Source organism: Streptococcus australis, from assembly GCF_040226615.1.
GTDB classification, from domain to species: Bacteria; Bacillota; Bacilli; order Lactobacillales; family Streptococcaceae; genus Streptococcus; species Streptococcus australis_E.
On sequence record NZ_JBCOAT010000001.1, the window covers coordinates 106,103 to 118,524 of the forward strand.

General features: G+C 42.2%; 9 protein-coding genes. 5 read left to right on the forward strand and 4 right to left on the reverse strand.

Going from position 1 to position 12,422, the window contains the following annotated elements; all coding sequences use genetic code 11:
- Positions 1-105: 105 nt before the first annotated feature.
- The 3 genes from ABT997_RS00530 (at position 106) to ABT997_RS00540 (ending at position 4,513) form a co-directional block, all read left to right on the forward strand.
- A complete protein-coding gene (locus ABT997_RS00530; protein WP_350018508.1) occupies positions 106-2,310 on the forward strand; it encodes an ABC transporter substrate-binding protein/permease in 2,205 nt (734 codons plus the stop codon).
- Complete coding sequence (locus ABT997_RS00535) at positions 2,310-3,050, forward strand: amino acid ABC transporter ATP-binding protein (protein WP_350018509.1); 741 nt, start codon at positions 2,310-2,312, stop codon at positions 3,048-3,050. The genes ABT997_RS00530 and ABT997_RS00535 overlap by 1 nt, the downstream gene beginning before the upstream one ends.
- A 308-nt stretch (positions 3,051-3,358) precedes the next feature.
- Positions 3,359-4,513, forward strand: a complete 1,155-nt coding sequence (locus ABT997_RS00540) for an MFS transporter (protein WP_350018510.1) — start codon at positions 3,359-3,361, stop codon at positions 4,511-4,513.
- A 38-nt stretch (positions 4,514-4,551) separates the two neighbouring features.
- On the opposite strand, the gene ABT997_RS00545 is transcribed toward ABT997_RS00540, so the two are convergent.
- The 4 genes from ABT997_RS00545 to asnS form a co-directional block, all read right to left on the reverse strand.
- Entirely contained in the window at positions 4,552-6,288 is a 1,737-nt protein-coding gene (locus ABT997_RS00545) for an ABC transporter ATP-binding protein (RefSeq protein ID WP_350018511.1), read from the reverse strand.
- Positions 6,285-8,021 (reverse strand): ABC transporter ATP-binding protein, encoded by a 1,737-nt coding sequence (locus ABT997_RS00550; protein WP_350018512.1) that lies wholly within the window; start codon positions 8,019-8,021, stop codon positions 6,285-6,287. Before ABT997_RS00550 ends, ABT997_RS00545 begins: the two co-directional genes overlap by 4 nt.
- Before the next feature lie 116 nt (positions 8,022-8,137).
- Positions 8,138-9,337, reverse strand: coding sequence for an MFS transporter (locus tag ABT997_RS00555; RefSeq protein WP_350018513.1), 1,200 nt, complete (start codon positions 9,335-9,337; stop codon positions 8,138-8,140).
- Positions 9,338-9,561: 224 nt separating this feature from the next.
- Positions 9,562-10,905, reverse strand: coding sequence for an asparagine--tRNA ligase (asnS, locus tag ABT997_RS00560; protein WP_023023415.1), 1,344 nt, complete (start codon positions 10,903-10,905; stop codon positions 9,562-9,564).
- A 295-nt stretch (positions 10,906-11,200) separates the two neighbouring features.
- Here asnS and ABT997_RS00565 point away from each other — a divergent pair, with 295 nt between their 5' ends.
- The gene (locus tag ABT997_RS00565; protein ID WP_350018514.1) at positions 11,201-11,644 is read left to right on the forward strand and encodes a hypothetical protein; all 444 of its coding nucleotides are present in this window, start codon (positions 11,201-11,203) and stop codon (positions 11,642-11,644) included.
- 120 nt (positions 11,645-11,764) lie between these two features.
- Entirely contained in the window at positions 11,765-12,253 is a 489-nt protein-coding gene (locus ABT997_RS00570; RefSeq protein ID WP_350018515.1) for a hypothetical protein, read from the forward strand.
- Positions 12,254-12,422 lie beyond the last annotated feature (169 nt).

Consider the following 12,422-nt stretch of genomic DNA (forward strand, 5'->3'; position numbering starts at 1 on the left):
CATACTTGTTTTCAGTATGAATTCTTTGTTTTTTTAAAGCCCTCTTAGGGTATCCCTTCCATTGCTCTTCTCGAGACCAGTGGATTAGATATAAAGGAGAACGAAATGAAGAAAAAACTAGTAGCATGTTTGCTTTTCTTATTTCCACTATTCGCCTTTGCGAGCCAAGCACAGGCTGAAACTGTTAAGGTCGTTTTCGATACGGCATATGCACCCTTCGAATTTAAAGACTCAGACCAAGTTTATAAAGGAATTGACGTTGAAATTTTGGACAAGGTCGCTGAAATCAACGGTTGGACATTAGACAAGTCTTTTCCAGGCTTTGATGCGGCTGTCAACATGGTCCAATCCGGCCAAGCCGATGCCATTATGGCAGGGATGACCAAGACCAAAGAGCGCGAACAAGTCTTTTCTATGTCCGATACCTACTATGATACAAAAGTCGTGATCGCGACTAAGAAAGCTAACAAAATCACTTCCTATGATCAACTTAAAGGCAAAACAGTCGGAGTCAAAAATGGAACAGCTGCGCAACGTTTCCTTCAAAAGAACAAGGACAAGTACGGCTATAACATTAAGACCTTCGACACCAGCGATCTGATGAATAACAGTCTATCAACTGGTGCAGTGGATGCCATTATGGACGACCAACCTGTTATCGAATACGCCATTAAGCAAGGACAAGACCTTTCTATTAATATGGAAGGAGAAGCTGTTGGAAGCTTTGCTTTTGGGGTCAAAAAAGATGGGTCCCATGAAAACCTTATTAAACAATTCAATACTGCCCTTGCTCAAATGAAAAAAGATGGTACGCTAGACCAAATTATCGAAAAATGGACTGGCAGCAGCCAATCATCATCTTCAACAACGACTACCGCCAGCACTTCTGCTATTCCAGAAACGAGCACTGAAGCCGGCCAAAAGGCGACTCCTAAGAAGAAAAAATACAAAATTTCTAGTGATTCCTCTTTTGCTCCCTTCGTCTTCCAAAATGATCAAAGTAAATATACTGGGATTGATATGGAATTGATTAAGGCGATCGCTAAAGATCAAGGCTTTACTCTAGAAATTAGCAATCCCGGATTTGATGCCGCGGTCAGTGATGTTCAGAACGGAAATGCGGACGGAATGATTGCCGGCATGACTGTGACAGATGCGCGTAAGGCAACCTTTGACTTCTCTGACCCATACTATACAACAAATTCGATTCTTGCTGTTCAAGAGAGTAGTAACATTTCTTCCTACGAAGATCTAAAAGGAAAAACAGTTGGTGTCAAAAATGGTACTGCTTCTCAAACTTTCCTCGAGGAAAACAAGAGCAAGTATGGCTACAAAATCAAAACCTTCTCAGACGGGGCTTCTATGTATGACAGTTTGAACTCAGGTTCTGTAGCTGCCATCATGGATGACGAACCTGTGATCAAATACGCCATTAAACAAGGACGTAAATTCAAAACACCTATCGAAGGTACTCCAAGTGGTCAAATTGCCTTTGCTGTCCAAAAAGATTCGAACCCTGAATTGATTGAAATGTTCAACAATGGTTTGGCCAACTTAAAAGGAAGTGGCGAATACCAAAAGATCTTGGAAAAATACCTTTCAAGTGATAGTGATGAAACCACAGAATCTACTTCAGTAGATGAAACGACTATCTGGGGCTTGCTCCAAAACAACTATAAACAATTGTTAAGTGGACTTGGTGTCACTATTGCACTAGCACTTCTTTCATTTGCGATTGCAATGGTGATCGGAATCATCTTCGGAATGTTCAGTGTGAGTCCTTATAAATGGCTTCGTTGGACTGCTGAGATTTTCGTCGATGTCATCCGTGGTATCCCACTGATGATTCTTGCTGCCTTTATCTTCTGGGGAATTCCTAATTTGATCGAGTCCATGACGGGTCACCAATCCCCAATCAATGACTTCCTTGCAGGTACGATTGCTCTCTCACTCAATGCTGCTGCTTATATTGCTGAGATTGTTCGTGGTGGGATTCAAGCCGTACCAGCTGGACAGATGGAAGCTAGTCGAAGCCTCGGAATCTCTTATAGCAAGACTATGCGCAAGATTATCTTGCCTCAAGCAACCAAACTCATGCTTCCAAACTTCGTCAACCAATTTGTCATTGCACTGAAAGATACAACCATTGTGTCAGCTATCGGTTTGGTCGAGCTCTTCCAGACTGGTAAGATTATCATTGCTCGAAACTACCAAAGTTTCAAGATGTATGCGATCCTTGCCGTCTTTTACCTCGTCATCATTACCTTATTGACACGCTTTGCAAAACGATTAGAAAAGAGGGCTAACTAATGGCAAAATTAAAAATTGATGTCCATGACCTCCATAAATATTACGGTGAAAATGAGGTCCTAAAAGGCATCTCAACAAAATTCTACGAAGGAGATGTGGTTTGTATTATCGGTCCATCTGGTTCTGGTAAATCAACCTTCCTACGCAGTCTTAACCTTCTTGAAGAAGTAACCAAGGGACAAATTACTGTGAACGGTTATGACTTGACTGATCCAAAAACCAACATTGATATCGTTCGTGAAAATGTCGGGATGGTTTTCCAGCACTTTAACCTCTTCCCTCATATGAGTGTTATTGAAAACATCATGTTTGCTCCTTTGGAGCACAAACGCATGAGTCGTGAAGAAGCTAGAGAACTAGCAATGGAACTTTTGGAAAAGGTTGGACTGGCAGACAAAGCTGACGTCAGTCCTGATAGTCTATCAGGTGGTCAGAAACAGCGGGTGGCCATTGCGCGTGGTTTGGCAATGAAACCAGATGTCATGCTCTTCGACGAACCTACTTCTGCCCTTGACCCTGAGATGGTCGGAGATGTACTGAACGTTATGAAAGATTTGGCTAAGCAAGGGATGACCATGATCATCGTCACACACGAGATGGGATTTGCTCGCCAAGTGGCCAATCGTGTTATCTTTACAGCTGATGGTGAATTCCTCGAAGACGACAAACCAGACCAAATCTTCGACAACCCACAACACCCACGATTGAAAGAATTCTTGGATAAAGTGTTAAACGTGTAATAGAAATATAAGAGGCTGGGACAAAAGTCCTAGCCTCTTAATTGTATTTGGATTGTCGAGCAAGACGCAGTGCTTGAGTGGGCTCTACTACCCTGATTTTCATCAGTTTTACAGCCCTACTCAACTGTGCGGAGGTGGGACGACGAAATCGAATTCTAACGAATTACCGATTTCTGTCCCACTCTCTTTTTTCTTCTTCCAAAGATGAAAAATATTAAGAAATTTCATTTAAATAACTTGCTAAATGAAGCAAAAAACTATACCATAGTAGAGTGTCTTTTGACTAAATATGTGATTAAAGGATGATTATGAAAAAATTATTAGAAAAGGTTAGTATCCTTTCTTTATCTCTTGTATTAACGACGTCTTTTTCGATTTCTAGTGCTCTTCCTTATATGTTCGAATACTATAAGGATCTCCCAAAAAGTCAAATCGAACTCTTGGTATCCCTTCCATCCGCTGGGATTATGGTCACCCTCTTCCTCAACACCTTTATCGAACGCTTCTTAGATGAGAGAAAGATGATTATCACCGGTCTATTAATCCTCTCAATCTTTGGAATGGTCCCTTTCTTTAACCAAGCCTATCCTATCCTTTTCATCTCTCGTTTCATCTTTGGGATGGGAGTCGGATTGATCAATGCTAAGGCTATTTCAATTATCAGCGAACGCTACCAGGGACGAGAACGAATCCAAACTCTTGGATTTCGTGGTTCTGCTGAAGTCGTAGGGACAGCACTCGTCACTTTATTGGTCGGCTTCCTCCTCCAATTTGGCTGGACTTCTAGCTTCCTAGCCTACGGGGCAGGATTAATCGTTCTCTTTCTCTTCATGACCTTTGTCCCTTACCACCAGCAAGAAGAAAGTCAACATATCCACGCCAATCATAAAGAACCACTCCAAAAAGAAGAATGGAAGTTGACTATTATTTTAGCCATTGTAGCCGCTATGATCGTTCTATGCAACGTCGGAGTAACTCTTCGCATTCCTAGTATTGTCGCCTACACTTTCAAGGATCAGCATAATTCAGCCAGCTTCATTCTAAGCGCTATGCAATTGATTGGCATTCTAGCTGGTCTCACCTTCTCTGGTCTTGTTCATTTGTTCAAGAGCAAATTGATTACTTATGCCGGGATTGCTTACGGAATCTCAATGATGGCTGTAGCCCTTTCACCAAGTATCCCTCTTCTGGCTCTTTCCGCCCTCTTCTCAGGCTATACATACAGTACTGCTCTTACCATGGTTTTCCAAATCTTGTCAGCTAAGATTCCTGCTAGACGATTAAACCAGGTGACCTCAGTAGCCGTCTTGGGCTGTAGCTTCGGAGCGGCCATTACACCTTTCGCCCTCAATACCATCGGTCTTATCTCCGACAGCAACTCTTTTATCTTTACTGTATTAGGTATTGCTATGGCTCTCCTAGCCTTCTCTCTTCTCTATCTTTTAAAAGATCATCACGAATAAACAAAAAGACTGGAAAAAACATCCAGTCTTTTTGTGTCTTAATTACTAGAAAGTTGGGCAGTTTGCATTTTGTAATAAATACCTTTTTGTGCCATCAACTCCGAATGATCCCCATGTTCAACGATATTTCCATCTACCATGACAAGAATCAAGTCTGCATTCTCAATCGTAGACAGGCGATGGGCGATCACAAAGCTGGTCCGACCTACCATCAGCTTATTAAAGGCATCCTGGATGAGCAACTCCGTCCGCGTATCAATGGAAGATGTTGCCTCATCTAGGATCAGAATCTTAGGCACTGCAAGAAAGACCCGAGCAATGGTCAGAAGCTGTCTTTGGCCTTGAGAGAGGGAGTCTCCCGCATCTGCTAGATAGGTATCATAGCCATCTGGAAGCTGTTGAATAAAGAAATCAGCATTGGCAGCCTTAGCTGCTTGAATCACGTCTTCCCGACTAGCATCCGGGCATCCAAATGCGATATTTTCATGAACCGTTCCCACTTTGAGCCAAGTCTCTTGAAGGACCATCCCAAACTGCTTACGGTAACTAGCTAAAGTATAGCTAGTTACAGCTTCTTGGTCTAAGAGCAAGCGTCCTTGATCGACCTCATAAAATCGCATGAGAAGGTTAATCAGTGTGGATTTCCCAGCCCCAGTTGGACCGACAATGGCTACCTTGCTAGCCGGCGGGATGGAAACGGAGAGGTCCTTTATGAGAGGCTGATCAGGGCGATACCCAAAGCTAATATGATCAAATTGGACAGCTCCTTCTACAGCCTCTTCTTGCAAGTCTTTCTTGCCACTTTCTTTCACTTCCTCTTGATCCAAAACACTATAGAGCCGTTCAGCACAGGCCAAGGCACTTTGCAACTCAGCAAGAACAGAGGAGATGTCATTGAAGGGTTTGGTATACTGATTGACATAGTTGAGAAAGGTCACCAACTGGCCAACAGTAAAGCCAGTACCCGATAGGATTCGGAAGGCTCCAAATCCCGTCACCAACGCATAAATCAGGGCATTGACAAAGCGCGTCGCTGGATTAACGGTAGAGGAATAAAAAATCGCCTCTTGAGAATAACCAGCATAGTCGCCATTGATCTCAATAAACTTGTCTTTAAACTGACCCTGTGCATTAAAAGCTTGGAGTAAGCTTTCTTGACTGAGAGATTCTTCAATCATCTGTGTCTGAGCCCCACGTGCTTGGGTCTGCATCCGAAAGAGATGATAGGAACGCTTGGCAATAAAACGAGCGATAAAGAGAGATAAAGGAGTCAGGATCAAAACCATTCCCATCATCATCCAATCCAATCGGGCCATACTAGCGATGGTCACTAAAATCGTGAGAAGACCAACAAAGAACTGATTAAAGACCATGAATAGACCATTGTTCAGTTGTTCAACGTCCGTGGTCAAGCGACTGACCAAATCCCCAGTACCTTGACGATCCAGGTAAGATAAAGGAAGGACATGGACTTTCTGGATGACCTTCTCTCTTAAGTCTTTACTGTAGCGATAGATCATCTGATTGTAAACCAAGGGATTCAACCATTGAATCAGACTTGAAAAAAGAATTACTAGACCCATTTGTAAGATAAGTGGGAGCAAGAGATGTGCTGCATCAGGGAGCACCACTAAGTCTATTGCCTGCCCGATTAGGATAGGGATATAGACGGTTAACAAGACTTGTAAGATGGTTCCCAGACTGGCTAAGATGAGCCAGATGGGCTGTTTGCCTATATCAGCAAGCAAGCGCCGTAAATAAGTCTTCTGTTTCATTCTGCTCCCTCCTCTCTCTTCTGTTGGGAGAAATGAATCTCTTGGTATAAAGGATTGGTTGCCACCAAGTCTTCATGACTTCCCAAGCCGACCTGTTTGCCTTTATCTAAGACGAGAATTTGGTCAGCTCTTTGCAGACTATTGGTCCGTTGCGAGATGAGGATGAGACTGGTTTCCGTCAACTCCTCTTTAAAAGCCTGTAAGAGTCGTGCTTCTGTCAAATAGTCCAAAGCCGAAGTGGAATCATCCAACACCAAAAATGGAGCTTTGCGAAGGACAGCTCGAGCAATGGTCAACCGTTGCCGTTGACCGCCGGAAAAATTTCGTCCAAATGCTTCTACCAGAGCGTCTAGCCCCCCTTCTTTCTCACGGACGAAATCAGCTGCTTGCGCAACTTCCAAGGCCCACCACAACTGCTCTTCATTCGGTTCCTCGTTTAATCCTAGCGTTAAATTCGAACGAATGCTTCCTTTAAAGAGCTCTGCTTTTTGAGGAACTACTGCTATCCAGTCACGCCACTGACCAAGAGTCTTGGGACTCTGTCCATCTTTAAAAATGATTAGATTTCCTTGACTTGGGCCATAAAGATATCCTAACAATTGAACCAGGGTAGATTTCCCTGATCCTGTCCCTCCAATGATTCCTAAGGTTTGTCCCTTGTTCAAAGATAAGTGAATGCCTTCTAAAGACGGTTTTGCTGCTAAGGGATAGGTAAAGACAAGATCTTTGATCTCAAGAGCCAGTTGAGGATTTGAAGCAGATAGCTCATCTAACTCTTGATCAAAATCTTCACTCTTCTCATCAAATACTTGGACAATCCGACCAGCAGCAATATAGCTTTGGTTGAGCGAGGTCACCAACATGGCTAACTTTAGTAATTCCGTTAAAATTTGAAGCAGATAATTGACCAAGGCTACCAACATTCCTTGACTGAGTGTCCCCATTTGAATGGAGGCTTGTCCCTGCCAAAGAATACAAATCAAAGTTCCATTCACGACTAAGAAGGTCATAGGACTGATCAAACTAGACCATTTGGATACTAGTAATTGCCATTTGGTATAGTCTTGGTTAACCTCATTAAACTCTGCTTCTTCATGAGCTACCTGCCCAAAAGCGCGGATAACCCTCATTCCTTGTAACTGCTGACGCGTGATGGTAACCATTCGGTCCGTAATTTTTCTTATGCGTGCATAAAGAGGATTGACCAGACGAGACATGACGACAATGATCAGGGTCAAGAGAGCAACCATTCCAATAAACCACATTGTCAGTTGCGGACTAATAGTGAAGGCCATAAAAATAGAGCCAAAAACGACAATTGGCGCTCGGAGGAATAGACGTAAAAATAGATTAATTCCTGTTTGAATTTGATAGGTATCACTGGTTAGTCGCGTCACGAGACTTGAGCTGGTTAGGCGATCCCTCTGCTCCTTAGATAAGCTGAGAATTTTCTCATACAAATCATTGGTCAATTCCTTCGTAAAACCAACGGCTGCTTTTGATGAATAATATTGGGCCGTGATCGCTACAAGAACGCCAAAAGTAGCAAAAACAAATAAGAGACCAACCACCCCAAGCATTCCACCTTGGTCCTGACGGGGAATCAGCTGATCGACAAGCTGGGCAATTAAAAGTGGAACCAGTAATTCAAAACTTGCTTCTAACAACTTGAAAAACGGTCCCAGTATGGTTTCTTTTTTATAATTCCTGAAGTATTTCAATAAGTCTTTCATACTACTAGTTTCTCTTTCTAATGGATGTACTCATTTTACCACAATTTAGAAAGAGAGAAAAACTCTCCCTGCAAAGCAGAGAGAGTTGAAAAACGACCCAATGTACGTCAGGAATATTATTCCATCTTTGTCCCCTTATTTAATAGCTTGCCCATTTTCCCTAATCCAATCAGTAAAAGAGGGAAAGATAGGAGGGTCACAAGACCTAATACAAGAAAAACAGCTACAAATCCACAAGTATCGATAAACCAACCAGTCAGTGGGAAGATAACGATCATGGATAGACTAAACATCATCGAATTGATACTAAGCATGGTTGCTCGAACACTAGATGGTAAATAGCCTTGTAAATCATTGTAGTAAATGGGTTGATAAACCGCGTATAGGGCATTGGTTAGAAGATAAACACTCAGATAGGCCAATGGAGTATTCAACCCTACCAAAAACAAGGCCAGACCTGTCAGTGCAACTAAAATTGGAAAGACTTGATTGCTATTCCATTTTTTTCCGATTTGACTAGCCAGATAAACCGCTAGAAGATTTAAGAGACTACCAACAAGCATGATGAGCGCTACTTGCCAACTGGCTAGGTCACTGATTTTCTGTTGGTAGTAAAAATAAAACATACACATGATGGTTCCTACCAGCTGAAAGGTGAACATCCAGTAAAACAAGACTGGTTTCTCCTGCCATTCTTGTTTCACTACCACCAATATCCGTTTTAAGGTTAAGTGATTTCTTTCACCACTCTTGCTCTCTGGCTCTTTCATTAGAAAAATCAAGAGAATGGATAGCGATGAAAGGCCAATAGCAATCAAGTAGGTCCAAGCTAATGCTCCGTGAATAAAGAAGCCTGCCACCACTGTCCCTAAAGTTCGGGTGACTTCAGCCACACCAGACAAAAAGCTAGAAATCTGAAGATAACGGTCCTTTCGACCTGCTTCAACCGCCGAATCATATAAGAAAGCGGTACTGGTCCCCGAGTCAAAATTGTAGGACAAAGCATTAACCATCATGGCAATCGCATAAATCCAAAAACTCCCCTGACCAAACAAAATCAAGATAGAGGACACAATACTAGCCAAGCGAGCCAAATAGAGATTGGTTTTGTAACTAAATCGATCGGCCAACATACCAGAGGGGATTTCACACAAGAGACTGGTCCCATGAAAGATACTTTCTAGTAAACCGATTTGAAGCAAGGATAGACCATTTTGGATAAAAAATAAAATCCAAAAACTGGTAATCCCAAAATAAGATGTGAATTCCAGACCTGCTAGGAGTGGAATATTGCCTTTGTAAGTTCTTTTAAACATTGTTTTCTCTCTTTCAATATGTAGTATGACTGTTTCTAAAAGACTTACTGAGAGTTGCCTACATTTTCTCCACCTCTTTCATTTAAAGTAATACTCAATGAAAATCAAAGAGCAAACTAGGAAGCTAGCCGCAGGCTGTACTTGAGTACGGCAAGGTGAAGCTGACGTAGTTTGAATTTTATTTTCGAAGAGTATAAAAACGCCAGACGGCGTTTTTATGGCTATTAAGGTTTGATACGGTGCAACATACGTGGGAATGGAATGGCTTCACGGATGTGTTTAGTTCCAGCTGCGAAGGTTACCATACGCTCGATACCGATACCAAATCCACCGTGTGGGACTGTACCGTATTTACGAAGGTCAAGGTAGAATTCATACTCTGTAAGATCCATACCAAGTGATTCCATCTTAGCGACAAGGGCATCGTAGTCTTCCTCACGCATGGAACCACCGATGATTTCTCCGTAACCTTCTGGTGCAAGCAAATCTGCACAAAGCACGCGATCTGGGTTCCCAGGAACTGGTTTCATGTAGAAGGCCTTGATGTCTGCTGGGTAGTTAATCACAAAGGTTGGTACACCAAAGTGATTTGAAATCCAAGTTTCGTGTGGTGAACCGAAATCATCTCCATGCTCTAGATGTTCATAGTCAGCGTCTTCATCATTTTCATGTTCTTGCAAAAGATCAATGGCTTCATCGTAAGTAATGCGTTTGAATGGCTCTGCAATGTAGCGTTTCAAGAGCTCTGTATCACGTTCCAAGGTTTCCAAGGCTTGAAGAGCACGATCTAGAACACCTTGAAGCAACGCTTTAACATAAGCTTCTTGCAAGTCAAGTGACTCGTCGTGTGTCAAGTATGAGTACTCCGCATCCATCATCCAGAATTCAGTCAAGTGACGACGAGTTTTTGATTTCTCCGCACGGAATACTGGACCAAAGTCAAAGACACGACCAAGAGCCATAGCCCCAGCTTCAAGATAAAGCTGTCCTGATTGGCTCAAGTAAGCTGGTGTTCCAAAGTAGTCTGTTTCAAAAAGTTCTGTAGAATCTTCTGCAGCATTTCCTGAAAGGATTGGGCTATCAAATTTCATGAAGCCATTCTTGTCAAAGAACTCATAAGTTGCATAAATGATTGCGTTACGAATTTGCATCACTGCTACTTGTTTGCGTGAACGCAACCACAAATGGCGGTTATCCATCAAGAAGTCTGTACCGTGTTCTTTTGGAGTGATTGGATAATCTTGAGATTCACCGATGACTTCAATGTCTGTAATATCCAACTCATAACCAAATTTTGACCGCTCATCTTCTTTGACAATCCCAGTCACAAAGACAGACGTTTCTTGGCTCAAGCGTTTGATGGTATCAAATTTTTCAAGACCTACTTCTTCACCGAATTTTTCGATAAAGTTTGGTTTGAAAGCTACACCTTGGAAGAAGGCAGTCCCGTCACGCAATTGCAAGAAAGCAATTTTCCCTTTTCCTGATTTGTTAGCAACCCAAGCACCGATAGTCACTTCTTGACCGACGTAGTCTTTAACTTCAATGATGGTAATCCGTTTTGTCATAATACATCTTCCTTTTCTCGTTAAACTTGTCCGAAGACATGATCACCTTTCATTTTACCACAAATAAGAGCCGATAGCTATCTCTCACAATCTAAAAATCCGGCTTTTTTTACGAAAACTGACTTTTAATAAAAAAATAAATCAACTTTTTCAAATTCTTGAACCGATTTAAATATTTTATCCTATATTTTGATTTTTCAAAGGAAAATCCTGTCATTTTAAGTCTCAATAGCAGTCATTTTTGACAAGTAAAAAGCTTGCAAGTTATACTATCAGTATGTATAAGGAGGAAAATATGAAAAAGAAAATTCAACTCACCACGGGATTGTGTGCAGCTGTTTTAGCCCTCAGTCTCGCAACAACCACTTTTGCTGATGAGCAGACAGCCCCTGTCACTGCTCCTATCTCTGAACGACAAGATACGGTTGCTCCTGTTTCAGTCATTTCAGAGAGTTCAGCTACTGCAATTACCAATGAAACAATATCCCCACTTCCGAGCGAAGAAACAGCTAGCCTGACGGCTGAGGAATCAACCCCAGCTCCTGCTGAGACTCCAGTTGATCCACGAATCTCTGAAATTCGTGTCATCCATCGTCGTCGGACTCTGAAACCAGACTTTTCACCAGTTGCATCTTCAACAGATATCGTATACAAGACAGTTAATGCCCGTGCTTTTACTGAATATGACGTCTCTGGAAATGGACCAGCAACGGTTACAGACGAAAACGGAAAAACATAGTATCGAGTAAGATATTCTGATCTCGATATCAAAGATGGATTTTCATACAATAGCGCTCCTGAAAAAGGCACTGCCACCGCGCCCGTCATTGAAGTCATCCATCTCTATGATGATATCGATTTGAATCCGGAAGTTGTAAAACGTGCTCGTTTTGTAGACGAAAAGGGACAAGAAATTGCACCTTCCCAAGAAAACAGCGTCGAGCGGAGCCTCGATTTGGCTTATGAAGCTGGTCTACCAACAGCACCCGCTCAAATCCAAGCTAATGGAAAAACTTATACCTTCCAATCAGCTGACAAAGAAGAATTGACCTCCCACAAACTTCATGTTTCTAACTTGGTTACTGTGACCTATTTCTATAAAGAAGTCACCACACCAATTGTTGAGAAACCGTCAACACCTTCTGTTCCAGAAAAACCTGTTAAAAAACTGCGTCTTCCAAAAGGAAATAACGGAGTGAAAACACGTGTACCTGTTAGTAAGAAGACTCAATCAAAACCTTCAACACCAGAAGTAAAGAAATTCCGCCTTCCAAAAGGCAACAATGGGGCTAAGACCCGTGTTCCTGTAAAAAAAGGGAACACTATTCTTTCTGTCGATTTCTTATAATTCTAAAGAAAAGAGGCTGGGACAAAAGTCCTAGCCTCTCAATTGTCTTTGGATTGTCGATCAAGACGCAGTGGTTGAGTGGGCTCTACTACGCTGATTTCATCAGCTTTTACAGCCCTACTCAACTGTGCGGAGGTGGGACGACGAAATCGAATTCTAACGAATTACC

Coding starts and splice junctions, on each gene's coding strand:
- ABT997_RS00530 (WP_350018508.1), top strand. CDS start 106: ATGAAGAAAAAACTAGTAGCATGTTTGCTTTTCTTATTTCCACTATTC.
- ABT997_RS00535 (WP_350018509.1), top strand. CDS start 2,310: ATGGCAAAATTAAAAATTGATGTCCATGACCTCCATAAATATTACGGT.
- ABT997_RS00540 (WP_350018510.1), top strand. CDS start 3,359: ATGAAAAAATTATTAGAAAAGGTTAGTATCCTTTCTTTATCTCTTGTA.
- ABT997_RS00545 (WP_350018511.1), bottom strand. CDS start 6,288: ATGAAACAGAAGACTTATTTACGGCGCTTGCTTGCTGATATAGGCAAA.
- ABT997_RS00550 (WP_350018512.1), bottom strand. CDS start 8,021: ATGAAAGACTTATTGAAATACTTCAGGAATTATAAAAAAGAAACCATA.
- ABT997_RS00555 (WP_350018513.1), bottom strand. CDS start 9,337: ATGTTTAAAAGAACTTACAAAGGCAATATTCCACTCCTAGCAGGTCTG.
- asnS (WP_023023415.1), bottom strand. CDS start 10,905: ATGACAAAACGGATTACCATCATTGAAGTTAAAGACTACGTCGGTCAA.
- ABT997_RS00565 (WP_350018514.1), top strand. CDS start 11,201: ATGAAAAAGAAAATTCAACTCACCACGGGATTGTGTGCAGCTGTTTTA.